Annotated in this window: 30 protein-coding genes; 16 read left to right on the top strand and 14 right to left on the bottom strand. The window is 68.8% G+C overall.

Going from position 1 to position 25,155, the window contains the following annotated elements:
* Positions 1-50 precede the first annotated feature (50 nt).
* Together LV79_RS04235 and LV79_RS04230 are read left to right on the top strand one after the other, a co-directional pair.
* Entirely contained in the window at positions 51-1,067 is a 1,017-nt protein-coding gene (locus tag LV79_RS04235) for an ATP-binding cassette domain-containing protein (protein ID WP_253832238.1), read from the top strand.
* The gene (locus tag LV79_RS04230) at positions 1,064-1,873 is read left to right on the top strand and encodes an ABC transporter permease (RefSeq protein ID WP_253832236.1); all 810 of its coding nucleotides are present in this window, start codon (positions 1,064-1,066) and stop codon (positions 1,871-1,873) included. Before LV79_RS04235 ends, LV79_RS04230 begins: the two co-directional genes overlap by 4 nt.
* 22 nt (positions 1,874-1,895) lie before the next feature.
* Here the strand turns inward: LV79_RS04230 and LV79_RS04225 are convergent, their stop codons facing one another.
* Positions 1,896-3,248, bottom strand: a complete 1,353-nt coding sequence (locus LV79_RS04225) for an MFS transporter (RefSeq protein ID WP_253832234.1) — start codon at positions 3,246-3,248, stop codon at positions 1,896-1,898.
* Positions 3,249-3,378: 130 nt separating this feature from the next.
* Between LV79_RS04225 and LV79_RS04220 the strand changes: the two genes are divergently transcribed.
* Positions 3,379-3,969 (top strand): DUF4232 domain-containing protein, encoded by a 591-nt coding sequence (locus LV79_RS04220; RefSeq protein ID WP_253832232.1) that lies wholly within the window; start codon positions 3,379-3,381, stop codon positions 3,967-3,969.
* On the opposite strand, the gene LV79_RS04215 is transcribed toward LV79_RS04220, so the two are convergent.
* Positions 3,966-4,136 carry a DUF397 domain-containing protein gene (locus LV79_RS04215; protein ID WP_253832230.1) on the bottom strand — a complete coding sequence of 57 codons (171 nt, stop codon included), beginning with the start codon at positions 4,134-4,136 and terminating at the stop codon, positions 3,966-3,968. The two genes, LV79_RS04220 and LV79_RS04215, sit on opposite strands and share 4 nt — an antisense overlap.
* Positions 4,133-5,014: a helix-turn-helix domain-containing protein gene (locus LV79_RS04210; protein ID WP_253832228.1), complete on the bottom strand. Its 882-nt coding sequence runs from the start codon at positions 5,012-5,014 to the stop codon at positions 4,133-4,135. Before LV79_RS04210 ends, LV79_RS04215 begins: the two co-directional genes overlap by 4 nt.
* A gap of 197 nt (positions 5,015-5,211) precedes the next feature.
* Here LV79_RS04210 and LV79_RS04205 point away from each other — a divergent pair, with 197 nt between their 5' ends.
* Positions 5,212-5,409 (top strand): hypothetical protein, encoded by a 198-nt coding sequence (locus tag LV79_RS04205; protein ID WP_253832226.1) that lies wholly within the window; start codon positions 5,212-5,214, stop codon positions 5,407-5,409.
* A 34-nt stretch (positions 5,410-5,443) separates the two neighbouring features.
* Here the strand turns inward: LV79_RS04205 and LV79_RS04200 are convergent, their stop codons facing one another.
* The gene (locus tag LV79_RS04200) at positions 5,444-6,085 is read right to left on the bottom strand and encodes a response regulator (RefSeq protein WP_253832224.1); all 642 of its coding nucleotides are present in this window, start codon (positions 6,083-6,085) and stop codon (positions 5,444-5,446) included.
* On the bottom strand, positions 6,082-7,809 hold the full coding sequence (locus LV79_RS04195) for a sensor histidine kinase (RefSeq protein WP_253832221.1): 1,728 nt from the start codon (positions 7,807-7,809) through the stop codon (positions 6,082-6,084). Before LV79_RS04195 ends, LV79_RS04200 begins: the two co-directional genes overlap by 4 nt.
* Positions 7,810-8,008: 199 nt before the next feature.
* Here LV79_RS04195 and LV79_RS04190 point away from each other — a divergent pair, with 199 nt between their 5' ends.
* Genes LV79_RS04190 through LV79_RS04180 form a run of 3 tightly spaced genes read left to right on the top strand, consistent with a single transcriptional unit; the run spans position 8,009 to position 8,839 of the window.
* Complete coding sequence (locus LV79_RS04190) at positions 8,009-8,152, top strand: hypothetical protein (protein WP_253832219.1); 144 nt, start codon at positions 8,009-8,011, stop codon at positions 8,150-8,152.
* 10 nt (positions 8,153-8,162) lie between these two features.
* Entirely contained in the window at positions 8,163-8,504 is a 342-nt protein-coding gene (locus LV79_RS04185; RefSeq protein ID WP_253832217.1) for a PASTA domain-containing protein, read from the top strand.
* Entirely contained in the window at positions 8,501-8,839 is a 339-nt protein-coding gene (locus LV79_RS04180) for a nucleotide pyrophosphohydrolase (protein WP_253832215.1), read from the top strand. The genes LV79_RS04185 and LV79_RS04180 overlap by 4 nt, the downstream gene beginning before the upstream one ends.
* A 211-nt stretch (positions 8,840-9,050) precedes the next feature.
* Here the strand turns inward: LV79_RS04180 and LV79_RS04175 are convergent, their stop codons facing one another.
* From LV79_RS04175 to LV79_RS04165, 3 genes are all read right to left on the bottom strand, one after another.
* A complete protein-coding gene (locus LV79_RS04175) occupies positions 9,051-9,716 on the bottom strand; it encodes a sigma-70 family RNA polymerase sigma factor (RefSeq protein WP_253832213.1) in 666 nt (221 codons plus the stop codon).
* Between the two features lie 140 nt (positions 9,717-9,856).
* A complete protein-coding gene (locus LV79_RS04170; RefSeq protein ID WP_253832211.1) occupies positions 9,857-10,453 on the bottom strand; it encodes a glucosaminidase domain-containing protein in 597 nt (198 codons plus the stop codon).
* Positions 10,454-10,532: 79 nt separating this feature from the next.
* Positions 10,533-11,495, bottom strand: coding sequence for an SDR family NAD(P)-dependent oxidoreductase (locus tag LV79_RS04165; RefSeq protein WP_253832209.1), 963 nt, complete (start codon positions 11,493-11,495; stop codon positions 10,533-10,535).
* Between the two features lie 138 nt (positions 11,496-11,633).
* Here LV79_RS04165 and LV79_RS04160 point away from each other — a divergent pair, with 138 nt between their 5' ends.
* From LV79_RS04160 to LV79_RS04150, 3 genes are all read left to right on the top strand, one after another.
* Complete coding sequence (locus tag LV79_RS04160; RefSeq protein WP_253832207.1) at positions 11,634-12,533, top strand: AurF N-oxygenase family protein; 900 nt, start codon at positions 11,634-11,636, stop codon at positions 12,531-12,533.
* A gap of 42 nt (positions 12,534-12,575) precedes the next feature.
* On the top strand, positions 12,576-13,754 hold the full coding sequence (locus LV79_RS04155; RefSeq protein WP_253832205.1) for an RtcB family protein: 1,179 nt from the start codon (positions 12,576-12,578) through the stop codon (positions 13,752-13,754).
* 210 nt (positions 13,755-13,964) lie between these two features.
* Positions 13,965-15,098, top strand: a complete 1,134-nt coding sequence (locus tag LV79_RS04150) for a macrolide family glycosyltransferase (protein ID WP_301320652.1) — start codon at positions 13,965-13,967, stop codon at positions 15,096-15,098.
* Here the strand turns inward: LV79_RS04150 and LV79_RS04145 are convergent.
* Together LV79_RS04145 and LV79_RS34330 are read right to left on the bottom strand one after the other, a co-directional pair.
* Entirely contained in the window at positions 15,095-15,541 is a 447-nt protein-coding gene (locus LV79_RS04145) for an Imm1 family immunity protein (RefSeq protein ID WP_253832202.1), read from the bottom strand. The two genes, LV79_RS04150 and LV79_RS04145, sit on opposite strands and share 4 nt — an antisense overlap.
* Positions 15,538-16,284 carry a DddA-like double-stranded DNA deaminase toxin gene (locus LV79_RS34330; RefSeq protein ID WP_253832200.1) on the bottom strand — a complete coding sequence of 249 codons (747 nt, stop codon included), beginning with the start codon at positions 16,282-16,284 and terminating at the stop codon, positions 15,538-15,540. Before LV79_RS34330 ends, LV79_RS04145 begins: the two co-directional genes overlap by 4 nt.
* A 144-nt stretch (positions 16,285-16,428) precedes the next feature.
* Between LV79_RS34330 and LV79_RS04135 the strand changes: the two genes are divergently transcribed.
* Positions 16,429-16,974 (top strand): hypothetical protein, encoded by a 546-nt coding sequence (locus LV79_RS04135; protein ID WP_253832198.1) that lies wholly within the window; start codon positions 16,429-16,431, stop codon positions 16,972-16,974.
* Positions 16,967-17,317: a hypothetical protein gene (locus LV79_RS04130; protein ID WP_253832196.1), complete on the top strand. Its 351-nt coding sequence runs from the start codon at positions 16,967-16,969 to the stop codon at positions 17,315-17,317. Before LV79_RS04135 ends, LV79_RS04130 begins: the two co-directional genes overlap by 8 nt.
* A 6-nt stretch (positions 17,318-17,323) precedes the next feature.
* Here the strand turns inward: LV79_RS04130 and LV79_RS04125 are convergent, their stop codons facing one another.
* Together LV79_RS04125 and LV79_RS04120 are read right to left on the bottom strand one after the other, a co-directional pair.
* Entirely contained in the window at positions 17,324-17,662 is a 339-nt protein-coding gene (locus LV79_RS04125) for a metallopeptidase family protein (protein ID WP_253832194.1), read from the bottom strand.
* 9 nt (positions 17,663-17,671) lie between these two features.
* Positions 17,672-18,625, bottom strand: coding sequence for a septum formation family protein (locus LV79_RS04120; RefSeq protein WP_253832191.1), 954 nt, complete (start codon positions 18,623-18,625; stop codon positions 17,672-17,674).
* Positions 18,626-18,756: 131 nt separating this feature from the next.
* Here LV79_RS04120 and LV79_RS04115 point away from each other — a divergent pair, with 131 nt between their 5' ends.
* From LV79_RS04115 to serS, 4 genes are all read left to right on the top strand, one after another.
* Positions 18,757-19,401 carry a hypothetical protein gene (locus LV79_RS04115; RefSeq protein WP_253832189.1) on the top strand — a complete coding sequence of 215 codons (645 nt, stop codon included), beginning with the start codon at positions 18,757-18,759 and terminating at the stop codon, positions 19,399-19,401.
* A gap of 1 nt (position 19,402) precedes the next feature.
* Positions 19,403-20,566 carry a glutathionylspermidine synthase family protein gene (locus LV79_RS04110; RefSeq protein WP_253832187.1) on the top strand — a complete coding sequence of 388 codons (1,164 nt, stop codon included), beginning with the start codon at positions 19,403-19,405 and terminating at the stop codon, positions 20,564-20,566.
* A gap of 29 nt (positions 20,567-20,595) precedes the next feature.
* The gene (locus LV79_RS04105; protein WP_211346419.1) at positions 20,596-21,066 is read left to right on the top strand and encodes a DUF350 domain-containing protein; all 471 of its coding nucleotides are present in this window, start codon (positions 20,596-20,598) and stop codon (positions 21,064-21,066) included.
* Positions 21,067-21,144: 78 nt separating this feature from the next.
* On the top strand, positions 21,145-22,407 hold the full coding sequence (serS, locus tag LV79_RS04100) for a serine--tRNA ligase (RefSeq protein WP_253832185.1): 1,263 nt from the start codon (positions 21,145-21,147) through the stop codon (positions 22,405-22,407).
* A 401-nt stretch (positions 22,408-22,808) separates the two neighbouring features.
* Here serS and LV79_RS04095 read toward each other — a convergent pair whose 3' ends face one another.
* Both LV79_RS04095 and lhgD read right to left on the bottom strand, forming a co-directional pair.
* Positions 22,809-23,888, bottom strand: coding sequence for an acyltransferase family protein (locus LV79_RS04095; protein ID WP_253832183.1), 1,080 nt, complete (start codon positions 23,886-23,888; stop codon positions 22,809-22,811).
* A 49-nt stretch (positions 23,889-23,937) separates the two neighbouring features.
* Positions 23,938-25,131: an L-2-hydroxyglutarate dehydrogenase gene (gene lhgD, locus LV79_RS04090; protein ID WP_253832181.1), complete on the bottom strand. Its 1,194-nt coding sequence runs from the start codon at positions 25,129-25,131 to the stop codon at positions 23,938-23,940.
* Positions 25,132-25,155: the final 24 nt, after the last annotated feature.

Below are 25,155 nucleotides of genomic sequence, written 5' to 3'. Positions count from 1 at the left end.
GTGGGTCTACCCTCCGCCGCGTACTCATTCGGACTATTCAGGGAGGGCTCATGCCCCCGCCCGCGTCCTCGATCGCTGTGCGCGCGGAAGCGCTGGTCAAGACCTTCGGGACGACCCGCGCCCTGGACGGCGTTGATCTGGAGATCCCGTCCGGGACCGTGCTGGGCCTGCTCGGCCCCAACGGTGCCGGCAAGACCACCACCGTTCGCATCCTCACCACACTGCTCAAACCCGACTCCGGCCGCGCGTTCGTGGCCGGTCACGACGTCGTGGCCGACCCGGACGCCGTCCGCCGCTCGATCGGCCTCTCCGGCCAGTACGCGGCGGTCGACGAGCACCTCACCGGCTACGAGAACCTGTACATGGTCGGCAGGCTCTACGGGATGTCCCGCTCCGACGCGTCCACCAGGGCGCGCGAGCTGATCTCCCGCTTCCGGCTCGACGACGCGGGCGACCGCCCGTCCAAGACCTACTCCGGCGGCATGCGGCGCAGGCTCGACCTGGCGGGCGCGCTCGTGGCCCAGCCGGCGGTCGTGGTGCTCGACGAGCCGACCACCGGTCTCGACCCGCGCGGCCGGATGGACACCTGGGAGATCATCGGCGAGCTCGTCGCCGACGGCACCACGGTCCTGCTGACCACGCAGTACCTGGAGGAGGCCGACCAGCTGGCCGACACCATCCTGGTGATCGACCACGGCAAGGTCATCGCGGGCGGCACGGCCGACCAGCTCAAGGCCCAGGTCGGCGGTGAGCGGCTCGAGATCGTGGTCGCTGACGCGGCCGAGCTGGCCGCGACCGCGCAGGTGCTCGCCGAGGTCGGGTCGGACGCCCCGACCACCGAGGAGCACCAGCGCAAGGTGCTGGTCAAGGTCGACACCGGCCCGAAGGCGCTGGTGGAGGCGCTGCGCAGGCTCGACCAGCAGAACGTGTCGGTGCTCGACGTCGGCCTGCACCGGCCGACGCTCGACGACGTGTTCCTGGCCCTCACCGGCCACCTCGCCGAGGAGAAGCCCGAGGCGGAGACCGACGACAAGAAGACCAAGGGCAGGAAGGCGAAGTCCCGATGAGCGTCATCACCGCCAACGCCCGCGACAGCGGGGTCGTCACCTGGCGCAACCTGATGAACGTGCGCCGCCAGCCCGACCTGCTGCTCGGCGCCACCCTGCAGCCGATCATGTTCGTGCTGCTGTTCTCGTTCGTGTTCGCCAACAGCATCGGCGACGACCCGGCCGCCTACCGGGAGTTCCTGATGGGCGGCATCTTCGCCCAGACGGTGGCCTTCAACTCGGCGTACACCACCATCGGCATGGCGGCCGACCTGGAGAAGGGCGTCATCGACCGGTTCCGGTCGCTGCCGATGGCCAGGGCCGCGGTGCTGGTCGGTCGCACGGCCGCGGACCTCGCGGTCAGCGCCATCGGCCTGCTGGTGATGTCGCTGTGCGGGCTGCTGGTCGGCTGGCGCATCCGGGGCAGTTTCCTGGACGCGGTCACCGGCTACCTGTTGCTGCTGCTGTTCTCGTTCGCCATGTCCTGGATCGGCGCGTTCATCGGGCTGATCTCCGGCAGCGTCCAGGTCGCGCAGAGCGCGGGCTTCATCTGGATGTTCCCGGTGTCGTTCATCTCGTCGGCGTTCGTCTCGGCGTCGAGCATGCCCGGCCCGCTCAAGGCGTTCGCCGAGTGGAACCCGATCACCGCGATCGCCGACGCGGCGCGGGACCTGTTCGGCAACACCGCGCGCACGGGTGTCCTCGGGCGCTCGGACGCGTGGCCGGTGCAGCACGCGGCGCTCTACGCGCTGATCTCGTGCGCGGTCATCCTGCTGATCTTCGCCCCGCTCGCGGTGTCGAAGTACCGCAAGGTGGCCAGCAAGTAGCTGTCCGCAGGGCGCGCCCGCGCTACGCCCCGGCGGGCGCGCTCTCCTCGGATAACGCCGGTTCACCCTGGTCCTTGACCGGGCCGTCGACCGGCCTGTCGATCTGACTGTCGGCCGGGCTGTCCACCGGGTCCTCGACCTGGCCGAGGCTGTCGATCTCGGCCTCGAACTTGGCCATGACCGCCCACAGCGCCCCGGCCAGCAGCAGCTGCAGCCCGCCGGAGATCAGGAAGACCGCCCGGGTGTTGAGCCAGGCGGCGAGGACGCCGCCGAGCAGCGCGCCGAGCGGGATCGCCCCCCAGACGGCCGTGCGCCAGACGCCCAGGACCCGCCCGAACAGGTGCTCGGGGATCAGGGCGTGCCGCAGGGCGCCGATGATGACGTTCACCGTCACCACGCTGGCGGCGAACACACCGAACAGCAGGGCGGCGGAGATGGGCTCGTAGACCAGCCCCATGACCCCGAACGCGATCGCGCACCCGGCGACGGCCGAGGTCAGCACGGCGCGGCGGGAGAGCACCTTGGTGAGCCGGGGTGCGATGGCCGCGCCGAGAAGTCCGCCCACGCCGCCGACCAGGGCGAAGACGCCGAACGCGGCGATGTCGAGCCCGAGGTCTTCCAGCGCGTAGAGCACGAGCAGGGCCTGCGCCAGTTCCGACGTCAGCGCCAGCGCGGCGGCGAACGCGACCAGCTGGACCATCAGCGGGCGGCTGCGCACCCAGGTGAGGCCCTCGGCGAGTTGCACGCGGAGCTTGGGCGCCGGGCCGGTCACCTTGGGCCGGTAGCCACCGCGGATGGCCAGCAGGAAGATCGCCGCTATCGCGAACCCAGCCGAGTTGAGCACGAACGGCAGCGAGGCAGCCACGGCGAAGGTGACGCCACCGAGCGGGCCGCCGAGGAAGGTCTGCCCGACGATCTCGGCGGATTGCAGCTTGCCGTTCGCGGACTCCAGCTGGGAGCGCGGTACGACGGCCGGGATGAGCGCTTGCGCTGCGCTGTCGGCGATGGTCTCGACGGTGCCGATGAGCAGCGCCATGGCGTAGAGCAGCCAGATGGTCGTCGCGTCGAACAGGACCAGGATCCCGAGCGCTCCCACGATGACCGCGCGGGAGGTGTTGGCCAGCAGCATGGCCTTGCGCCGGTCGACCCGGTCCACCAGCGCGCCGCTGACCAGGGCGAACAGCAGCCAGGGCAGGAAGGCGGTCGCGGAGAGCCCGGCGATGAGCACGGGGTCGCGGGTGAGGCTGGCGCCGAGCAGGGGGAAGGCGACCTTGCCGATGCCGTCGCCCAGGTTGGACAACGCGCTGGACCCGAGCAGCCAGCTGAGCCGCCGGTCCCTGGCCACGTCGCCCCCGGGTAATCGTGCCGACCCCATGCCGCGACGCTACTGGCCGGTTCCCGCCAGTAACTACCCCCGAACGGGCGGCAATTCTTCCCACGGCGTCACCCCCCGTGTGAACCCCGGCCAGGTGGCGAACGGTGGAGAACTGGCGCATTGTGGAGGTATGAGGTGGGTGAGAAACGGTACCGGGTTGTTGGTCCTGCTGCTGGCGGTCTCCGGCTGCGCCGGGCAGCGCTCCGAGGGCCTACAACCCCAAGCGGAGATCCCCTCGGCGACCTCCACGGTGTCGCAACCCCAGGTGGCGCCCCCGACCACCGAGTCGGTCGACCCCCCAGCCACGGACGACTGCAAGGTCGACGAACTGAAACTCGCGGTGCGTGACGGCGACGCGGCCGCCGGGACCGTCTACCGCAAGCTGATCTTCACCAACACCGGCACCCGGCTCTGCGTCATCCAGGGCTTCCCCGGCGTCTCCTACGTGGCAGGCGACGACGGCCACCAGGTCGGCCCGGCCGCGTTCCGAGTCGGCACCAAGGGCTCCCCGGTCCGCCTCGACCCGGGCACCTCGGCCTCGGCGGACGTGGGCTTCGTGAACGTCCAGAACTACGACCCAACGGTCTGCCAGCCGACGGAGGTGCGTGGCCTGCGGGTCTACCCGCCGCACGACACCGGTTCGGCCTTCGTGGAGCTACCCGGGACGGGGTGCGCGGGCACCCCGCCGGGCAACCAGTTGACCGTGAAGACAGTGGTCTAGACGGACCGCAGGAAGACAGCCCACTCGGCCCGGTTGAACCGCAGCCGTGGCCCATCCCCCTGCTTGCTGTCCCGAGCCATCACCGTGTGGAGGTCCCGAAACGCGACCTCCACACAGTTGCGCTCCGGCGTGCTGCGGCTGCTCTTGCGCCACACGACATTGCTCATTGACGGAACTCCTTCGCCGCTTGTCTGATCAGGTGCAGGCTGGCTTGTTCGTCCAGCGACGTGGTCCAGGTGTTGTGGAACGTCGTCCCATACAGCTCCACCTCGCTGGGCTTGTCCAGGAACAGTTCGCCCGCCAAGTGTTCGATGAACACCACTGGTGGCTCGCTATCCCGAGTTCCGTTGTTTGGGAAGCGCATGATGACAAACGGTCCGGTTATCAGCCCGTGGTACATGCCGACCGCGAACGGGATCACTCGCAGGTGGACTGTATCCAATTGCGCCAGCTCTGCCAAGTGGATTAGCTGGTGGGCCATGACCTTCGGGCCGCCGACCGGGCGCCGAAGAATGGCCTCGTTCAGCACCACCGAAACCGATGGTCGGGCCACCGATCTGGTTAGCAACGCCTGCCGTGCTGACCGCAATTCGACACGCCGCTCGATCTCGTCGTCGGTCGCCAGCGGCTTGTACTCCTTGATTAGCATTCGAGAATAGTGTGGTGTTTGTAGCAATCCCGGTATTAGTGATGTCTCGTAGCACTGCATAGACGACACGGCTTCTTCTAGCCCAATGTAGAGGCCGAAACCATCCGGAATGACGTCACCGTAACCGTGCCACCAGCCCTGTTCCTTGGTCTTCTTGGACAGCGTCTTGAGGTAGTCCGTCAGCTCCTCGGACGCGCCGTAGATCTTGCACATGGCCTCGGTGTCCAGGCTGCGCAACGGGGTCTGGCCGGTCTCGATCCGCCAGATCTTGGTCTCCGACCACTCCAGCTCGGCCGCCGCGGCGCGCACCGTCAGCCGGGCGCGGCCCCGCAGTTCCCTCAGGTACCGCCCGAGCTGCCTGCGCGGCACCGTCGAACCGGTCGTCGTCTCGCGCACGTGCGCCCGCCCCTCACTCGTTAGGAATCTTGCATTCGCGGTGAAAGTGTCCCGACGAGCAGCCTGCAATACAACGCTGTTGTCATGGCCTTTACGGGTGAATGACCCCGGTGAAAGCTTGCGCGGAGAGCCTCCGGCCCGGTTCCATCACGCCGCACGCTTTCCGTGCCAACCCCCTTCACGAAAGAGGCGAACACATGCACTCCGGCTTCCACATGAACACCTGGGCCAAGGTCGACGACGACTGCGAGATCACCTACTCGCCCGACGGTCCGGCCGCCATGTCCCTCTACTTCGGCGGCCGCATGGAGGGCTTCGAGATCGTCCTCACCCGCACGACCCTCGACCGCCTTGCCGCCGTCGCGGCCGAAGCCAGGGACAAGCTGGCCGCCTGACCCCGCGGCCCACCTCCCCACCCGCCCCCGCCTGCTAGACCGCCATCAAGCCGGTCCGCCAGGCCCAGGCGGCGATCTCGACCCGGTTGCGGGCGCCGATCTTGCCCTGGACGGCGGCCAGGTGGGTCTTCACCGTGGACAGCGACAGGTACAGCTCCTGCCCGATCTCGGTGTTGGTCAGCCCCCTGGCCGCCGCCCGCACCACGTCCGTCTCCCGCTCCGTCAACGGGTTGGCCCCCACCACTGGCGCCGCCGCCGCGAAGTGCCGCAACAGCCGCACCGTGATCTGGGGTGACACCAGTGCGTCCCCCCGCGCCGCCGCTCGCACCGCCTCCATCAGCAACGCGGGTCCGGCGTCCTTCAGCAGGAATCCGCTGGCCCCGTTCGCCAGCGCGGTGTGCACGTACTCGTCCAGGTCGAACGTCGTCACCACCACGACCTTCAGCGGGTCCGCCACCTCCGGCCCCGCCAGCGTCCTGGTCACCGCCAGCCCGTCCATCCCCGGCATCCGGATGTCCACCAGGCACACGTCCGGTCGCAACTCCCTGGCCCGCCCCACCGCCGCCACCCCGTCAGCCACGTCGGCCACCACCTCGATGTCCTCCTGCGACTCCAGGATCATCCGGAACCCGACCCGCACCATCTCCTGGTCATCCGCGATCAACACCCTGATCACAGCTGTTCCCCCCGTCCAGCGCGTTCCGCCCGCAACGGGAACCCGGCGTCCACGACCCACCCGTTCGGCTCGTCGGGCCCGGCCGTGAACCGCCCCCCGAGGAGGTCGATCCGCTCCCGCATCCCCACCAGACCGTAACCGCCGGATCCGCCGGGGGGCCGCAGCTCGACCCGCGTGGCGTCGTCGGCCACCCGCAGCCGCAGTTCGTCCTCCACCACCCCGATGCTGATCGTCACCTTCGTCGCCCCGCGCGCGTGTTTGCCCACGTTGGTCAGCGCTTCCTGCACGATCCGCAGCACCGACCGCCCGGCCTCGGGGGGAAGCGAGTCCGGCAGGTCGAGCGTCATGTCGATCTCCGGCCCGGCGAAGTTCTCCACCAGTGCCCGCAGGTCAGCGGCCAGGTCCATGGTCGCCTGGCCCTCCGCGCCCGCCACGGGGGCGCCGCGCATGCTGCCGACCAGCATCCGCATCGCCGCGAGGGCCTCCCCGCCCGCGGCCTCGATGCGTTCCATCGCCTGGACCGCCGCCGCCGGGTTCGTCTCTCCGACCATCCGGGCGGCCTGCGCGGCCACCACGATCCCGGTCACGTGGTGCGCCACCACGTCGTGCAGCTCCCGCGCCAGCGCCATCCGCTCCGCCTGTTGCGCGCCGGTAACGGCGACCTTCACCGACTGCGCCCGCTCCCGGTCCCGCGACCGGAAGTACTGCCCCGTCGCGACCGCCACCACCAGCAGGAAACCGGCGATGAACATGAACTCCCAGCTCAGGTCCACCATCCCGTACACCGACAGCGCCACCAGCACGTCCACGACCACCAACGCGCCCACGCCCGCGGCAGCCTTACCGCGCTCGGCATACCGCGCGAGGTACGCGACCAACGCCATGTGTGCGGCAGCGACCGACAGCGGCACGGGGAACATGGAGTAAGAGCCGAAGATCAGGGTGAGGGGGCTGAGTGCCATAGAGGCACCGACCATCACCACCGCCGCGATCATCGTGTACCGCACCGGCGCGATCGGACCTAGAACCGCACACGCCGCCGTGGCCAACAAGAACACCACCGGCACCAGGTAGATCAGGTCGCGACCGACCGGGTTCAGCACCGCCCCCGTCGAGCTCGACATGTCGACCAGGATCAGCACCAAGAGCGCGGCGGCCAGTGGCCACTGCCTGCGGATCAGCTGCCGGGTCTGCGCGGACGTCCCGTGGTCGTCATGCGTGCGTAGTGCGTAGCCGACGATGCAGCCGCCGAGTAGGACAACGCCGCCGCTTAGCGCCATCACGACCAGTTGGTGGCTGTCGAGCAGGTAGTAGTACGAGGAGTAGTGCTGCGAGAGCCGGAGAACACTCGCGGCCATACCTGCCACTGCCAGCACAGGTATCGCCACGAACGCCGCGCCGCGTTTGCCCCGCCACACCGCGATCGCCACTAGAGCGCCGATCGCGACCGTCTCGGACAGAAAGAGCGTCTCGATACCTACCCGGGTGATGACGGCCTGGCCGTTGACCGCCGCCACGTAAGACCCGCCGACCAGCCACAGCGCGCCCCCGACCACCCCCAGTAGGGGCCGGGCGAGCGCCAGCAGCGTGAACGCGAGCAGCGGCAGCGGCAACAACGCCTCCGCCAGCCCGTCTCTCCGCGCCAGGTTGAGCACGAAGTCGAACAGGTACGCCAGACCCAGCAGTGCGGCCAGCCAGCGGCGGGCGGGCGCGAGCAGCTCCATGGTCCAGAAACGTAGGCGCCCGCCGCCGCCCGCGCCTCGGTCGACCGGCGCGTCCCCATCGGCCGATCGGCCGACCCCGTCCGGCGGCAACACCGACCGGTCGGCCCCCGCGCCGACCCCTCTGGCCGATTCGCGACACCCCCACCCGGGTTCACGCTGGTGGAGCAGGGAAAACGGTCAACGGAGGTGCGTGATGGTGATGGCGATTCTGGTCTGGGTGGGGGTCGTGCTCGGGATCAGCCTGCTGCTGGTGATGGCGTTCGGCCCGGCCATCGTGGAACTCGACGCGTGGCACCAGGCCAGGCGCAGGCGGGCGGCTGGCGGCACCGGCGGAGATCACTGATCATGGAACGGTGACGACCCGCGCGCTCACCGCCGTCCTGGTCCTGTTCACCGTCGTGGCCTGCGGTCCTGGCCCGACCCAGATCCCCGAGCCGCCGACGCTGGCGCCGCCGAGCTCGGCCGTGAAGAACGCCGAAGTGCCCAACGTGGTCGGGATGGACCACCAAGACGCTCAAGACGCCATGCAGAAGGCTGGGTTCTTCTACCTGACCGAGGAAGACGCAACGGGACAAGGTAGGCAACTGGTGGTCGACCGCAACTGGGTGGTCGTCGAGCAGGTCCCGTCGGCGGGCAAGTCGGTCCCGCAGTCGGACAAGATCCTGCTCCGGTCTAAGAAGAAGACGGACCCGTGACCCTAGAAGAACTCTCTTCCCGCCAACGAGCCTTCGCCGATGCCCGTGCTTGGGGGCCGTTCCACACCCCTAAGAACCTGGTGATGGCCCTAACCGGTGAGGTGGGGGAGCTGAACGAGCTCTTCCAGTGGCTGACGCCCGAAGAGGCAGCGGCCGCGCCCGACGACCCGGACGCACGCGCACGCATCGAAGACGAGATGGCGGACGTCTTGCTCTACCTCGTCCGGCTAGCCGATGTGCTGGGGGTAGACCTCATCGCGGCCGGTAACGCCAAGATCGACCGGAACGAGACCCGGTTCCCGCCGGATGTCGGCCGTACAGCCCTAGAGCGCTGAAAACCGCTGGTCGTGACCCATCCCCCACAGGTCACGACCAGCGGTCCTCCCCCCAAACGCCTGGCGCACTCGCCTCCCCGCGAGTAGCGCCAGACGCGTCTTACCCCCTCGCCAGCCGTGGCCCGCTCCCCCCGGATCGAGCCACGGCTGGCGGCCTCCCGCCCTCGGAAGTCTTCGGTGCCGCGCGAGCCAGTGCTCGCGCGACGGAGTTTCAGTGCCGCGCGAGCGTCTTGCGCAGCCGGTTGAGCGCCCGGTGCTGGGCGACCCGGATCGCCTCGGCGGTGGTGCCCACGACCTCGGCGGTCTCCTGCGCGGACATGCCCATCACGATCCGCATCACCAGGATCTCGCGCTGCCGGGGCGTCAACGTCCGCAGCAGCGCGCCGGTCTGCTCGACCAGCTCGTGCCGCAGGGTCACCTGCTCCGGGCCGTCCTCCAGGCTCATCGTGTCCGGGGTGTCGGCGATCGGGTCCGACTTGTCCCGGGAGTTGGCCCGGTGCACGTCGGCGATCTTGTGCGCGGCGATGCCGTACACGAAGGACAGGAACGGCCTGCCCAGCTGCTGGTAGGTCGGCAGGGCGCGGAACACCGCCACGCACACCTCCTGCGCGACATCGTCGGCGGTCGCGAACGACCGGGGGAGCCTGCCCAGCTTCGCCCGGCAGTACCGCAGCACCAGCGGGCGCAAGAAGATGAGCAGCTGCTCGGTGGCGCTGTTGTCGCCACCGATCGCGGCCGCGACTACCAGGTCCAGGTTGTCGCGGTCGGCGACGGTCGGGAAGTGGACGCCGTAGCGTGCCTGTTGCCGCGGCACGCAGGGGGCAAACGACGCTTCAAGTGCGGCGATCTCCTCGTCCAGCTCCACCGTGCACAACATCGCGTTCCTCCTGCGCCAAGGGCGGTGTCTCTCACCCCTAACAGAGCGCGGGGGGTAGCGCGAAATACAGGACTAGGGACCCTATTTTGTCTGGGGGGCAACTTTCTCGGTACCGATGCCGATCGTGTCTGATCAGCTACTTAGGGCAACGGCGCGTCTAGTCGGTAGAGGTCGTTCTCCTGCATGATGCGGATAACCTTGCCTGCGTAGAGAGGGTCCGTGGCGTACTTCCGGGCTACCTCCGTCACGTACGCGTTGGGGTCATGCGCCAGAGGTAGCGCTGCGATGTAGTTCTTGCTGGTAGACAGCACGCGGCCGTAGTCGCGGAAGGACGCCTGCATCGAGTCGTAGACCCGGAACAGGGCCTGCACCTGGTGGCAGTCCGGGGTGCACTCGGTGGTCGGGTAGTCGTGGCAGCCCACGGCGAACGGGCCGGGACCGGCGGACGTGCACTTGAAGCCGAAGTAGTTCAGGTCGTTGACGGCGAGCCTGCTCTGCCCCCAGGAGGACTCCAGGATCGACTGTCCCGCGGTGACCGACGCCGGGATGCCGTACTCGGCGGCGACGGCCCTGGCCAGTGGCGCGGCGCGGTCGAGGTACTGCACGCGGGCGAGGGCCTTCGCCGCGGCGGAGCCCCGGACCTGCCGGACGAGCGGGTCGGCGGTGGCTTGGGCCGGACCGAGCACTAGCGCGGTCACGGCGAGGACTGCGGCTGCGATTCGTTGTCTGTTACCCATGCTGTTGAGCGTCAGCGCAGGTCAGCGGTACCGCAATCCGGACGTCACCCGGTCGTGTTTGGTGGCCCTGGGGGTGAATCTAGATCGACAGACCCGTCTCGCGGACGCACAGGTCCCACAATTCCTTGCGGTCCTGCGGGTCGTCGTGCTGCCACGGCAGGAAGTGCGTCGGGCGGATCCGGCGGTCGTGCCAGAACCCACCGGTCGAGTGACCCGGCTCGTCGGCGGCGGCGAGCCAGACGATGGTGTCCGCGCCCTGTTCCGGGCTGCGCAGCAGGGGGCCCATCACCTTGTTGAAGCCGGGCAGCGAGCCGCTGACGCCGGGGGTCTCGGCCCAGCCGGGGTGCGTGCTGTGGACGGTGATGCCGGTGTCGGCCAGCCGCTGCGCCCACTGCTCGGCGAGCACGACCTGCATCCGCTTGGTCCTGGCGTAGGCCTTGCCGCCCTTGTACTCGCCCTTGCGGTACTGCGGGTCGTCGCTGTGCAGCCGGGCCGCGTACATGCCGCCGGAGGTCACGAAGACGACCCGGCCCCTGGCGGCGGCGAGGGCGTCGCGGAGCAGGCCGGTCAGCAGGAACGGGCCGAGCACGTGCGTGGCCAGGGTGACCTCGTTGCCCTCGGGGGTCTCGCTGCGCTCGGGCGGCAGTGATCCGGCGTTGTGGACCAGTACGTCCAGGCTGCCGTGCTCGGCGGTGAAGGCGGCGGCGAACTCGCGCACGCTCGCCAGGTTCGACACGTCGCACACGCCGATCTCCAGGTGCGCGTTCGGCAGGTCCTTCGCGATCTCGTCGCGGGCGCGCTCACCCTTCGCCGGGTCGCGGACGATCATGTGCACAGCGGCACCCAGTTTTGCGAGCGCGGCGGCGGTCGCCTTCCCCAGTCCGGAGTTGGCGCCGGTGATGACGACCGTCTTCCCGTCGAGCGCGTCGGGGGCGGGGTCGGCCGCCCAGAACTTGCGGCGCAGTTCGTAGCCGATCTTGGTGTAGCCCGGTACGACCGCGCGGTCGAGCACCGTGTCGAGGATCTTCGTCGCCGCACTCATGGTCCTGACGCTAGCCGCGAGTCCGGTCGGCCGCCGGTTCTCCTTGACAGGCCCCCCAGTTTTCGACGACCCTGGACGGCAAGTAACTGTTACCGTTCGTAACAGTGCTGAGATCGGGATCCGGAGGGTGGACACGCCATGGCTCGTGTACTTCGACCGAAGGACGCCGACCAGGTGAGCGCCCGCCTGCTCGACGCGTCCGCCCGGACCTCCTACGACCCGTTCGTCGACATCGACTGGGCCGCGCCGCTCGACCCGGACAAGGCCTACATGCCGTTCGAGCGCGTCTCCCTCTACGGCACCGACCTGTGGCGGGGCCTCAGCGATGAGCAGCGCGTCGAGCTGTCCAAGCACGAGATGGCCAGCATCGCCAGTGTCGGGCTGTGGTTCGAGATCATCCTGATGCAGCTGCTGGTCCGCTACGCCTACGACCTCGACCCGCGCGGCCCGCACGCCCAGTACGCGCTCACCGAGGTCGGCGACGAGACCCGGCACTCGATCATGTTCGCCAAGGCCATCGCCCGGTTCGACGCGCCGAACTACGGCCCCGGCAGGCTGCTGCACAACCTGGGCCGGGTGTACAAGGCCGTCGCGGGCGGGCCGTCGATGTTCGCCGCGGTGCTGGTCGCCGAGGAGGCGACGGACCGGTTGCAGAGATCCACAATGGACGACACGGGGATCCAGCCGCTGATCAGGATGGTGAACCGGATCCACGTGATCGAGGAGGCCAGGCACGTCCGGTACGCGCGTGAAGAGGTCATCCGCAGCGTGCCGAACCTGAGTCGGGCGGGCCTGGAGTGGCACCGGCTGGCGACGGCGGCCACGGCCATCGCGGTGATGGACGCCCTGGTCAACCCCCGGGTGTACAAGGTCATCGGGGTCGCGCCGCGGGTCGGCTGGGAGGTCGCGCGGGCCAACCCGCACTTCCACGAGACCCGCCGCTGGATGGTCGAGAAGGTCGTCGAGTTCCTCACCGGGACCGGCATGATCGGCGGGCCGTCGCGGCGGCTGTGGCGGCGGGCCGGGCTGCTGCGGTAAATCGGGTCGTGCCGGAGGCGTTGCCTCGCTTAGCCTTCCGGCATGGCAGCAACCACGATCGCGGGCGCGAACGTCGACATCCGCCTCTGGGCAGACCCGGAGCAGGTCGAGGACGTCGCGCTGCGCCAGCTCCGCAACATCGCCGCGCTGCCGTGGACCTACAAGCACGTGGCCGTCATGCCTGACGTCCACTATGGGATCGGTGCCACGGTCGGCTCCGTCATCGCCATGCGCGGCGCGGTATCACCTGCCGCGGTCGGCGTTGACATCGGCTGCGGGATGACGGCCGTGCGGACCTCGTTGGTTGCCAACGACTTGCCCGAGTCGCTCGCTCCACTTCGGACAGCTCTGGAAGCCGCTGTCCCGGTGGGCCGTGCGGCGCACAAGTCCGAGGCGTTCACCGCGCGCGACGCCGCCGACTGGGGACCGTTCTGGAAGGCCTTCGACGAGCTGACCCCGCTGGTGCGGCGCGACAGCGGCAAGGCGCTCAAGCAGATGGGCACCCTCGGCGGCGGCAACCACTTCATCGAGGTCTGCCTGGACGAGTCCGGGCAGGTCTGGGTGATGCTGCACTCGGGGTCGCGCGGCATCGGCAACGTCCTGGCGCTGCACCACATCGAGGTCGCCCGCGGATTGGCGCACAACCAGTCGCTGCCCGACCGCGACCTGGCGGTGTTCATCGCCGGGACCCCGCAGATGGCCGCGTACCGGCACGACCTGTACTGGGCGCAGGACTACGCGCGGCGCAACCGCTCGGTCATGCTGCGCCTGGTCTGCGACGTGCTGCGCCGCCGGTTCCACGGGGTGCGGTTCGACGAGCCGATCTCCGCGCACCACAACTACGTCGCCGAGGAGACCCACTTCGGCGAGGAGGTGCTGGTGACCCGCAAGGGCGCGATCCGGGCCAGGCGTGGGGACATGGGCATCATCCCCGGGTCGATGGGCACCGGGTCCTACATCGTGCGCGGGCTCGGCAACCCGGACTCGTTCGAGTCGGCGTCGCACGGCGCCGGTCGCCGCATGTCGCGCACGAAGGCCAAGAACTCTTACACCGCAGAGGATCTGGCCGCGCAGACCGCTGGTGTCGAGTGCCGCAAGGACTCCGGCGTCGTCGACGAGATCCCGGCGGCGTACAAGAACATCGACGACGTGATCCGCGCCCAGGACGACCTGGTCGAGGTCGTCGCGAAGCTGAAGCAGGTCATCTGCGTGAAGGGGTGACCCCCGTCCGGGTGGGTAAGGAAGCAGCAAGCCTCCTGCCCGCCCGGACGTCTTCTGTCTACCAGTAAGTGCGGATAAATCAGGTGATTGACCGCCTGCGTGTCTGCTAGCCTTTGCGGCATGTTGCTTGAGCTCCTGTACCGGTAATCGGTCCTCCGCCGTCTCGTCGTCAATTCCGGAGTGAGGAGCTTTGCTGTGCATGTCGCATTCATGGCCGTGCCCGCGCACGGTCACATCAACCCCAGTCTTGCCTTGGTCGCCGAGCTGGTCCGGCGCGGCCACCGGGTCACGTTCACTGTCCGCGCCGATTTCGCCGACGCGGTTTCCGCAGCGGGTGCCGAGCCGCTGCTGCACGAGTCCACCTTCCCGTCTGGCGAGCAAGACTGGCCGGACAACGAAGTGGGTGCCCAGCGCCTCTTCCACGACGAGTTCCTGGCGGTGTATCCGCAGGTGGAGGCTCTGTACGCGGGGGAGAAGCCGGACGTCGTCGTGTACGACATCGGTGCCTGGCACGCCCCGGTCCTGGCCGCGAAGTGGGGCGTCCCCGCGGTCCAGTTGTCACCGACTTACGTGGCGTTCGAGGGCTGGCGGGAGTACTTCGGCCTGAATTCCGAGGTGCGCCCCGAAATCGCCGCCATGGACACCGAGTTTGCCGACTTCGTAGCCGCCCAGGGCGTTTCCCTGACCGTCGAAGAAATCAAGCACAGCCCCCGCCGCTGCATTGTCACCATCCCCCGCTCCTGGCAAATCCGAGGCGACACCGTCGGCCCCGACTACACCTTCGTCGGCCCCAGCATCGACGAACGGGAGCACCAGGGGAAATGGACGCCGCCCGCCGGTAAGAAGATCCTGCTCATCAGCCTCGGCTCGGCCTACACCAACCGCCTGGACTTCTACCGAGCCTGCGTCACGGCCTTCGCGGACCTCAACGACTGGCACGTCCTGCTCTCCGTCGGCAAGTTCATCGACCCAGCAGCCCTGGGGACCGTCCCCGCCCACATCGAGGTGGTCCAGTGGGTCCCCCAGGTGAACGTCCTGGCCACCGCCACCGCTTTCATCACCCACGCGGGCATGGGCTCCACCATGGAAGCCCTCCACTTCGCCGTCCCCATGATCGCCATCCCCCAAGCCGTAGACCAATTCCTCAACGCCCCCCGCATCGCCGAACTAGGCCTGGGCACCCACCTCCCCCTGGAGGACGCCACCCCCACCCGCCTCCTGGCCGACCTCCACCACATCACCACCGACCCCACCATCGCCACCAACCTCGCCAACTTCCGCACAACAACCCAATCCTCCGGCGGCCCCACCAAAGCCGCCGACATCATCGAGTCCCTGACCTAACCCCCCGACTCCAACGCCTCGACCCAGGACTCCCCCTTCCGCCACTCCACACAAGTCGGCCGCCGCCGAGTCTCCAGAAACTCCGCCACCGCCCGCAGTGCGGTCTCAACGGGGACTTCGGTGTGCGGCTGCATATAAGACTCGTGGGATCCAGCAAGCCAATACGCAACCCACTCCGAATTGGAACCCCCGACGGGCAGGTATTCATCCTCGCCCTCGTCCCACCGCACCGCGCCAACCTCGTTGTACACCCCAAACGTCAACACGGGCTGGTCTTCACCGGCGGTGAACTCGACCCTCGCCTCGGTGAGCACCCACATCCACGGAATCTCCACTCCCGCGTCATTGATCGCCCGCACCTCCCGAACAAGATCAACCCCCGGCGGAATCGCATCCATCGAGATAAACCCAGCACCGGTGATCGGTAGTTGTTCCTCGGTCACTTCTCCGCCTTCCCGTGGTAGGTCCTCTTGAACGGCTGCCCCTGAGCGTCGGTGCCCAGAACTGTGAGCGAGCGACCTGCCGGAATGAACTCGGGCAGCGCCTGCTCACACCCTGGCGGCTTGTTCCGCTCGGAACCGCATGGAGCATGGTTGATAATCACTTGTCCGTGCTTCGCGCCTGTTTCAATCATCATAGCCACTGTCTTCATCTCCACGTGGTTGAAGAGGGTCTTGCCCCTGCGCAGTTTGAGCGCCAGCACCCTCCGTGCAACCGCGGTGGCCCATGGATCGGTTCGAATCGCCGTGATTGAACCGAAGTCCTGGCCATCGAGTTGGACGTAGCCGACTATCGGCATCCCGGTCCCCGTTCGAACGCGCTGAGGGAGGGCCTCCTCGTATGGCATCACCTCTTCGGGGTAGCGATCGCCGTGGCGGTTCTGCACCCACGGGGATGGGCGTGGGGTGCCTGCACCTGCTGCGGGCGTCTGCCCGGCGTGGTGGGCGATGGCGGCGTCGATGGCTGCTTCCACCTGTGCGAAGCAGGTGAGCAGGGCGTCGATGTGCCAGCGGGTTGCCTCGAGGGCGCCCATTACCGGGGTGTAGCGGGCGGTGTGGCCGAGGATGTAGCCGCTGACTTGTTCGGCCTCGTTCACCCATGAGGTGGGTGGGTTGAGTTCCTGTCGTGCGGCGGTCAGGCGGTCTCGTGTCGTGCGCAGTCGTCGGATGTGGTCGGGGATCGACACTTGGGCAGGTTAGGGAGAGTCTGGCTGCCTGTGTGGGGAATCCGAATGGGGTCGCTCGGATGGGCCATCTCGTTGCGGGGGTGGCATCTGGGGTGCTCACCGGTGGGACTATTGAGGCGGACTCCTGTATCCCGGGGAGGGATTGTGAAGATTCGTGACTTGCTCGTGGGCACTCAGCCGAAATCGGTGGGTGGTGTCGAGGATGGCTATCTGCTCGAGGAGGACTCGTTGCAGGAGGTCGAGTTGGTGGATGTCTGGGTGGACACGACCTGGGCGAGTGTGGCGTTGCTCGTGGACCTGCGGGGCGCCCTGCAGCTCGACGAGGGCAATGCCGGGGTGGTCCTGTTGTCCGGCATCCGCGACTTGAACTGGCAGTTCCCCGGGGAACAGTGGGTTCCGGTGGCCCGGACCATCCTCGCCTCGTCTTTCGAGGTGGGGACGTCGATCACCGCGAGTGTCGGGGTGGAAGGGGGTGGCGGCACGATCGGGCTCCGGGCCCGGCGGTGTTCGATCTGGACCGGCGACATCCCCGGCATGTCCGAGGCGCCGCCGAATTACGTGGAGGACCCGCGGGATGCGGTCGACCGGGAGACCCCGGCGTGGGATTCCGAGTTCGTCCCGTTGCGCTGGGCGGTGGCCGTGGCGCTGACCGATCCGGCGCCCACTGCGGGGCGGGTGCCCAGTGAGTAGCAGCGACCGGATCGTCCGGGAGATGGTGGTCGACGGGATCGATGACTGGGTTCCGTTGCGCGATCTGGTGTTCGTGGTCAGGCAGGTCGCCGGTGATGAGCGGGCGGTGGTGGACCTGGTGACGGAGGTCGCCGAGACGTTGCTGCGCGACAAGCTGATGGCGTTCGGCGAGTTGGGCGATCCGGGTTTCGTGCCCTGGCCGGGTGACGACGAGGCCGTGCTGCGGCGGTTGGTCACCGAACTCGCTGCTGTCGACTGGCGGCCGGACACCCATTCCTGGTGGTTGGCCAACACCGACCGCGGCGACGAAATGGGCCGTCAGATCGAGCAGGAGGCGGAATAGCGGGAATTATCCCCAGCCGAGGTCGTGCAATCGGGCGTCGTCGATTCCGAAGTGGTGAGCGATTTCATGAACTACAGTGATCGCCACCTCTTCCACCACATCCTCGTCCGTCTCGCAGATATCCAAAATGGCCGAGCGGTAGATGAAGATGCGATCCGGGAGTTCCCCGCCGTACTGCGAAGTGCGCTCCGTCAACGCCACCCCGTGGTACAGCCCCAGCAACGTCGGGTCGTGGGGGTCGCGGTCCTCGACCAGGACCACGACGTTGTCCATGGCGCGGGCCAGTTCGCGGGGGATCTCGTCCAGCGCCTCGGCCACCAGCTCCTCGAAGCGCTCCCGGGACATCTCCACCGGCTAGCCCCCGGTGGTGGTGGTCGGGGGAGCGGAGGTGGTGCTCTGGACGACCCCGCGGACGCTGTTGGTGACCGGGGCCAGGCCGGAGCCGTCGGGGAGCTTGGCGCCGACCTTGCAGTCGACCTTGCGGGAGCCGGCGTCCCAGCTCTCCTGCTGCAGCGTGTCCGGGTACGGGGTCAGCCCCTTGGCCGCCAGGTCCGCGCCGCCGGTGTACTCGGCTGTCACCGTCGCGCACAGTTCGATGGCCCGCTCGCGCTGCACGGTCTCCTGCGGGAACTCGCCCTGGAACGCCGTACCGAGATCCACGTTGCCGACGATCTCGTACGCATGAGCCTTGTCGCACGCGATCGGGTCGCCGATCTTCTGGCCCTCGAGCGCCAGGCAGGTGCCCGGGTCGTGCACATTGGACTGGTCCTGCCGCGCGGCCGACCCGGTCACCGGGATCAGGCTGCCCGACGGCGCCGTCCGCTGCAGCCCGCACCGCACCTTCCGGTCACCGTCGAGCCACTTGGCGTCCACCGGCTTGAGCGCGTTGATCCGGTACCGGCCGAACGGGTCGAGCTTGCCGCCCAGGTACGAGGTGGCGCTCGGGGTGCACTTCTGCTCGGCGATCTGCTGCCAGCGGGCCTGGTCCGGCGGGGGGGCCGACTCCGGGTACTCCGCCGAGATGTCGACGTTGCTGGTCACCTCGAACAGGTGCGGCTTGGCGCAGTCGACCCTGGCCATGTCGGTGCCGTCCGGCGGTGTCCAGGTGAGACAGCTGCCCGCCGGGGAGTCGAACGCGAGGTCCGCCTCCTCGGCCACCGTCAGCCCCGCGCCACCCGCGCCGACCGGCCAGGAGAACACCATGCTCGTGGTCAGGAGCAGCAGCGAACCGGCGAACGCCCCGCCCATCATGACCCGGGTTTTCGCCGTGCTGTCGTTCGACCGAAACCAACCGCCGCTGCCAGACATCTACTCCATGATGCCGTGTCCCGGCGGGGGACGCGGCCACGGGAGGACAACACCGTGAGCAGGGTTGCGATCGCGACAAACATCCGACAGCAGCGCCGCTGGTCAGCTAGGGTTCGCGCCGGGAGTGGTTCATGACTGACAACGACAAGCCCTCGGGCGCCGAGCGGGCTGCTGACGAGCCCGACAGCGGCAAGACCAGCGACAACAGCAGCACCGTACCCGCGTACGTCCCCGAGCCACTGCCCGAGGACGAACCCAAGCGCGGGTCGATCAGCTACCAGGACGAGACCACCGCGGCGAAGAAACCCTCGGTGGCCGAGCAGCGCGCCCGTCGAGACGCCCAGCGCCGCCAGCGGGAAGCGGAGCAGGCGGCGTACGAGGAGGCCGAGCGCAAGCGCAAGAAGCGCAAGCGCATCCTCATCGGCTCCGGGGTCACCGTCGGCGTCGTGGCGCTGGTCGCCGTGATCTACGCCGCGTCCACACCGGACGAGGTGACGGCGCAGTGCACCACCAGCGACGGCACGATCGTCGACGACGACTACTGCGACTCTTCGTACGCGACCACGCACGGTGGGTACTCCAGCGGCGGCTTCATCTACATCGGCGGCACCTCGTACCGCTACAACTACGGCGGCTCGGGTTCCGTCGGCCAGAAGGTCAGCGGCGGTAGCTACGTGTCGCCGTCGAGTGACACCACGGTCAAGACGAACTCGGGCAAGACCGTGCAGCGCGGTGGTCTCGGCGTCAGCAGCGGCGGAAAGAGCGGGGGCAGCTGAGTTGCGCCGAGAGCGTCACCCAGCCCGCGCCGACTGGCGGGCCAGGATCGAGTCGCAGGGACTGGTGTTCGGCACCCCCGCCCGCTACGGCGGGGGCGGCCTGCGCCCGTACTGGGACGAGTCCGTGCACTACGCCTTCGACATGGACGAGATCCTGTCCATCGAGGCGGACGTGGAGCTGCTGCACTCGATGTGCCTGGAGGCCGTCGACAACATCGTGCTCACCGAGCGCTACCGAGACTTCGGCATCCCCGAGTGGGTGTGGCCGCACATCGCCGAGTCGTGGAAGCGCCGCGACCCGCACGTCTACGGCCGGTTCGACCTGCGCTACGACGGCTCCGGCCCGGCGCGGATGCTGGAGTACAACGCCGACACCCCCACCTCCCTGCTGGAGGCGGCCGTCGTGCAGTGGTACTGGAAGACCGACGTCTTCCCCGAGGACGACCAGTGGAACTCGATCCACGAGAAGCTGGTCGAGCGGTGGACCGAGATCAAGGACCTGCTGCCCTCGCAGGAGGTGCACTTCACCTGGTCGGGGGCCGATCCCAGCGGTGAGGACCACCTGACCACCGCGTACCTGCAGGAGACCGCGGCCGAGGCGGGCATGGACACCGTCGGGCTGGCCATCGAGGACATCGGCTGGGACGCCGACCTCGGCCGGTTCGTCGACCTCGCCGAGTCGACCATGGCCACCGTCTGCAAGCTCTACCCCTGGGAGTGGGTCACCAGCGAGGACTTCGGCAAGCGCGTCGTCGAGTCACTGCCGCGGACCCTGTGGGTCGAGCCGCTGTGGAAGATGCTGCTGTCGAACAAGGCGATCCTCGCGGTGCTGTGGGAGATGTACCCGGGGCACCCGAACCTGCTGCCCGCGTTCCTCGACGAGCCCGGCCTGCTCACCGAGTACGTGCGCAAACCCAAGCTCGGCCGTGAGGGCGCCAACGTGCAGATCGTCGCCACCGGCTACGAGACCCAGACCGGCGGCGTGTACGGCGCCGAGGGTTTCGTGTACCAGGCGTTCGACCCGCTGCCCGAGTTCGACGGCTACCGACCGGCGCTCGGCGCCTGGCTCATCGGCGACACCGCCGCCGGGCTCGGCATCCGGGAGACCGCAGGCCTGGTCACCGACGACGGCGCCGCCTTCGTCCCCCACCGCATCCCGCAGTAAGACCCCCTGTAAGACCCATGGAGAACCTCGTGACCACTCAGCTCGCCGCGGTGTCGAACATCGCCCTGCCCGCTGGCTTCGGCGCCGACCTCGGCAAGGGGATCGGCGCGATCGCCCTGTACGCCATCATCGGCCTGGTCCTGATGCTGATCGGCTTCTACGCCATCGACTGGACCACCCCGGGCAAGCTCTCCGACCTGGTCCGCACCGGCAAGCCGAACGCGGTGATCGTGACCGCCTCCGGCATGCTCAGCATGGCGCTGATCATCGTCGTCGCGATCTACTTCTCGGCGAGCGACCTCACCGCGGGCCTGATCACCTCGGTGGTCTACGGCCTGATCGGCATCGTCGTGCAGGTGCTCGCCGTGCGCACCCTCGAATGGGTGACCAAGTTGGACGTCGGCTCCACCATCCAGGACGACAAGTTCGCCCCGGCCAGCGTCGTGGTCGCCGCGGTGCACATCGCCCTCGGCCTGATCGTCGCGGTCGCCATCTCGTAGTCGGGTCCTGATGATCGTCTGACACCGGCCGGGATACCGGAGGCGGGACCCGGCCGGTGCGGACTACGCTCAGCACCCGTGATCGACCTCAAGGTTCTGCGCGAAGACCCGGACACCGTGCGCGCCTCGCAGCGCGCCCGCGGTGAGGACCCCGCGACCGTGGACGCCCTGCTGTCCGCGGACGACCGGCGCCGAACGGTGATCTCCCGCGCCGACTCCCTGCGCGCCGAGCAGAAGCTGTTCGGCAAGCAGGTCGGCAAGGCCAAGGGCGAGGAGCGCGAGGCGCTGCTGGCCAAGGGCAAGGACCTCTCCGCCGGGGTCAAGGCCGCCGAGGCCGAGCAGCACGAGGCCGAGCAGGCCCTGGAGGAGGCGCACCGCGCCCTCCCGAACCTGGTCGACCCGGCCGCACCGGTCGGCGGCGAGGACGACTACACCGTCCTCGAGCACGTCGGCACCCCCCGCGAGTTCGACTTCACCCCGCTCGACCACCTGGACCTCGGCGTCAAGCTGGGAGCCCTGGACATGGAACGCGGCGCGAAGGTCTCCGGCTCGCGCTTCTACTTCCTCACCGGCATCGGCGCGCAGCTGCAGCTCGCCCTGCTGAACCTGGCCGCCGCCCAGGCGACCGCCGCGGGCTTCACCCTGGTCATCCCCCCGGTGCTCGTGCGGCCGGAGATCATGGCGGGCACCGGTTTCCTCGGCGCCCACGCCAGCGAGATCTACCGCCTGCGCGACGACGACCTGTACCTGGTCGGCACCTCCGAGGTGGCCCTGGCCGGCTACCACGCCGACGAGATCATCGACCTGTCCGCCGGTCCCCGCCGCTACGCGGGCTGGTCCACCTGCTTCCGCCGCGAGGCCGGGTCGTACGGCAAGGACACCAGGGGCATCATCCGCGTCCACCAGTTCGACAAGATCGAGATGTTCTCCTACTGCAAGCCGGAGGACGCCCCCGCCGAACACCAGCGCCTGCTCGACTGGGAGAAGCAGATGCTGGCCAAGATCGAGGTCCCCTACCGGGTCATCGACACCGCCACCGGCGACCTCGGCACCAGCGCCGCCCGCAAGTTCGACTGCGAGGCCTGGGTCCCCACCCAGCAGTCCTACCGCGAACTGACCTCCACCTCGAACTGCACCACCTTCCAAGCCCGCAGACTGGGCGTCCGCTACCGCGACGAGAACAACAAACCCCAGACCGCGGCCACCCTCAACGGCACCCTCGCCACCACCCGCTGGATCGTCGCCATCCTGGAGAACCACCAGCAGGCCGACGGTTCGGTGGTCGTCCCCGAGGCCCTCCGCCCCTTCCTGGGCCTGGAAGTCCTCCGCCCCACCGCCTAGACCCCGTCTTGCCGATGCCCCCGTTGACCCCCGGTCAGCGGGGGCATCGCCTGTGAAGGCCCCGGGACCTCGCCTCGCGGCGCCCTCCCAGGCTGCCGAACCTGCCTCGTGGGGCCCGTCCCCGCCCGGCATCGCCGCGCTCGCGGGGGCCGCCTCCGGCACCCCAGCCCCACCCTCTCCGGGGGGCGTCCCCGATGCCAGTCTACCGGGGGTGGGGGGTGCGACCTAGGGGTGCGGTTGGGCTGTGGACAACTCGGGGCATTGTGGACAGACGTGACCTGGGAAAACCTTGGGGCCCGCGGAAAGATTCACTCGATTGGGCAATGAAAGGCAGTTGGACGCAGGCCGAAATCGCCCTCGGTCAGCTGCGAGCGCGCCGCGATTGCCAAGCCGGAGCCGGATCAGCCAGCGAGTGCCGGGGTGGGCTCCGCGGAGGTGCGTTCCAGCTTCCGGGCACGCAGGAACACGATCAGTTTCCGGCCCAAAGCGATCATCGGTAGTTCGACCCGGCGGTACACGACGTCTGCCATGAAGACGCCCACGATGGTCACGACGACGGCCGTGGTCAGCCCGTGGGGCGCGAATTGCGGAATGGCCGCAGCCACCGCGAAGCCCGCGATGTTCTGCAGCAGGTATAGCGAGTACGAGCGTTCCCCGACAAACACCATCGGGCGCAGCGTAAGCACCCACTGCATCGGGCCCGGTCCAAGCGTCGCGATCACCAAGGCCGCGCACAGCACCGTGTAGAGGATGACCGGGAGCAGCCCGCCCTTCCACTCCCACATGTACGGCATGTTGATCTGCACCAGCAGCACCGCGACCGCGATCGGCGGTGCCATCAGCGGGTGCGTGAGCGGCCGGAGGACGCGGAAGCCCTTGGCGGAGTTGAGCAGGAACGCGACCTGGCAGCCGATCATGATCATCAGGTACGGGGAGGCATACGGCAGCAGGAAGAAGGTCGAGGCCATCAGGGCGGCTGTGCCGAGCATCCGCCAGGCGGGGCGCAGCATGAAGGTGGCGGCGAGGAGCAGGGGCCAGACGATGTAGAACTTCTGCTCGATGCCGAGGGTCCAGCTCTGGCCGAACCACCAGTTCGGCGGTGCCAGTTCCTGGTTGAACCACAGGTAGTACGGCATGTGGCCGGGCATGCCGCTGGCGGTGTACTCGTCGCGCAGCCAGAGGATCGCCGCGACCGCCGCGAGGATCACGTAGTACGCGGGCAGGATGCGGAACGCCCGGCGGATGTAGAACTCCTTGATCGAGATCTTGGTGTTGCGCACCTCCTCGCGCAGCGCCAGCGTGGTGATCAGGAATCCGGAGATCACGAAGAACAGGTCGACGCCGAGGAAGCCGTTGAGGAACGCCAGCTCCGGTCCGGCGAAGTGCGAGAACACGACCAGCACGGCCGCGATCGCCCGTAGCCCGTCCAGCGCGTCGAACCGGCGCATGGCCAGGTAGTCGGCGTGTGTGATCGGCCGCATGTCTCGCCCTTCCGCGTACCCCGTGTCGAACGACCCCGGGGACGATAGGTCAGATCGTGGTGAAAAGCAGCTCCGCCAGGTGGTTGCCGATCTCCAGCGCGCTGGTGGCCGCCGGGGACGGGGCGTTGAGCACGTGCACCTGCCGGTGGCCCTGCTCGACCAGGAAGTCGTCGACAAGCGAGCCGTCCGGCAGCAGGGCCTGGGCGCGCACCCCGGCGCCGCTGCGCACCAGGTCGGCCGCGCCGACGGCGGGCACCAGCTTGGCCAGGCTCGCGGCGAACCGGCGCTTGGACAGCGACCGGCGCACCTCCTCGTAGCCGACCGGGAACGCGTACTTGCGGGCCAGCCGCCAGGTGCCGGGGAACCGCGCGGTGTCCAGCAGGTCGCCCACCGAGATGTCACCCCACCGGTACCCCTCGCGACGCAGCGCGAGCACGGCGTTGGGTCCGGCGTGCACGCTGCCGTCCAGCATCCGGGTCAGGTGCACGCCGAGGAACGGCAGCGTCGGGTCCGGCACGGGGTAGATCAGGCCCTTGACCAGGTGCGACCGGTCCGGCCGCAGTTCGTAGTACTCGCCGCGGAACGGCACGATCCGCGCCTTCGGGGTGAACCCGGCCATCCGCGCCACCCGGTCGCTGTGCAGGCCCGCGCAGTTGACCAGCGCGTCCGACCGCACGATCGCGTCCCCGGTGGCGACCTCCACCGAACCCTGCTCCGACGTGCGGATCGCCAGCGCCGGGGTGGACAGCCGCAGATCCGCACCGGCAGTTTCCAGCTCCCGCACGATGGCCGCGCAGACCGCCGGGAAGTCGATGATGCCGGTGCTCTCGACCCGCAGCGCGGCGACGGCGGCCACCTCGGGCTCGTACTCCCGCGCCTCGCCCTGGGTGATCAACTTCGCGGGCACCCCGTTGGCCTCCGCGCGCTGCGCCAGCACCTCCAGCGCGGGCAGCTCCGACTCGCTGGTTGCCACAACCAACTTCCCGCACACCTCAACGGGAACGCCGTTGACCTGCGCGTACTCCACCATGGACCGGTTGCCCGCCACCGACATCCGCGCCTTGAGCGACCCGGGCTTGTAGTACAGCCCCGCGTGCACGACGTTGGAGTTGTGGCCGGTCTGGTGCGCGCCCCACCGGGACTCCTTCTCCAGCACCGTGACCTGCGCCCCGCGCTGGACCAGCGACCTGGCGACCGCGAGGCCGACGATCCCGCCGCCGATGACCGTCACCTTGCGAGCCATCCCACATCCCTCTCGAACGTGTGT

Origin of the sequence: Actinokineospora globicatena (assembly GCF_024171945.1) — a bacterium.
In the GTDB taxonomy this organism is placed as follows: domain Bacteria; phylum Actinomycetota; class Actinomycetes; order Mycobacteriales; family Pseudonocardiaceae; genus Actinokineospora; species Actinokineospora globicatena.
This window is presented reverse-complemented; position numbering and strand designations above follow the sequence as displayed.

Bases quoted from the DNA above. Each gene is read 5' to 3' on its own strand.
- LV79_RS04235 (WP_253832238.1), top strand. From the start codon at position 51: ATGCCCCCGCCCGCGTCCTCGATCGCTGTGCGCGCGGAAGCGCTGGTC.
- LV79_RS04230 (WP_253832236.1), top strand. From the start codon at position 1,064: ATGAGCGTCATCACCGCCAACGCCCGCGACAGCGGGGTCGTCACCTGG.
- LV79_RS04225 (WP_253832234.1), bottom strand. From the start codon at position 3,248: ATGGGGTCGGCACGATTACCCGGGGGCGACGTGGCCAGGGACCGGCGG.
- LV79_RS04220 (WP_253832232.1), top strand. From the start codon at position 3,379: ATGAGGTGGGTGAGAAACGGTACCGGGTTGTTGGTCCTGCTGCTGGCG.
- LV79_RS04215 (WP_253832230.1), bottom strand. From the start codon at position 4,136: ATGAGCAATGTCGTGTGGCGCAAGAGCAGCCGCAGCACGCCGGAGCGC.
- LV79_RS04205 (WP_253832226.1), top strand. From the start codon at position 5,212: ATGCACTCCGGCTTCCACATGAACACCTGGGCCAAGGTCGACGACGAC.
- LV79_RS04195 (WP_253832221.1), bottom strand. From the start codon at position 7,809: ATGGAGCTGCTCGCGCCCGCCCGCCGCTGGCTGGCCGCACTGCTGGGT.
- LV79_RS04190 (WP_253832219.1), top strand. From the start codon at position 8,009: ATGGCGATTCTGGTCTGGGTGGGGGTCGTGCTCGGGATCAGCCTGCTG.
- LV79_RS04175 (WP_253832213.1), bottom strand. From the start codon at position 9,716: ATGTTGTGCACGGTGGAGCTGGACGAGGAGATCGCCGCACTTGAAGCG.
- LV79_RS04170 (WP_253832211.1), bottom strand. From the start codon at position 10,453: ATGGGTAACAGACAACGAATCGCAGCCGCAGTCCTCGCCGTGACCGCG.
- LV79_RS04165 (WP_253832209.1), bottom strand. From the start codon at position 11,495: ATGAGTGCGGCGACGAAGATCCTCGACACGGTGCTCGACCGCGCGGTC.
- LV79_RS04160 (WP_253832207.1), top strand. From the start codon at position 11,634: ATGGCTCGTGTACTTCGACCGAAGGACGCCGACCAGGTGAGCGCCCGC.
- LV79_RS04155 (WP_253832205.1), top strand. From the start codon at position 12,576: ATGGCAGCAACCACGATCGCGGGCGCGAACGTCGACATCCGCCTCTGG.
- LV79_RS04150 (WP_301320652.1), top strand. From the start codon at position 13,965: ATGGCCGTGCCCGCGCACGGTCACATCAACCCCAGTCTTGCCTTGGTC.
- LV79_RS04125 (WP_253832194.1), bottom strand. From the start codon at position 17,662: ATGTCCCGGGAGCGCTTCGAGGAGCTGGTGGCCGAGGCGCTGGACGAG.
- LV79_RS04120 (WP_253832191.1), bottom strand. From the start codon at position 18,625: ATGTCTGGCAGCGGCGGTTGGTTTCGGTCGAACGACAGCACGGCGAAA.
- LV79_RS04115 (WP_253832189.1), top strand. From the start codon at position 18,757: ATGACTGACAACGACAAGCCCTCGGGCGCCGAGCGGGCTGCTGACGAG.
- LV79_RS04095 (WP_253832183.1), bottom strand. From the start codon at position 23,888: ATGCGGCCGATCACACACGCCGACTACCTGGCCATGCGCCGGTTCGAC.
- lhgD (WP_253832181.1), bottom strand. From the start codon at position 25,131: ATGGCTCGCAAGGTGACGGTCATCGGCGGCGGGATCGTCGGCCTCGCG.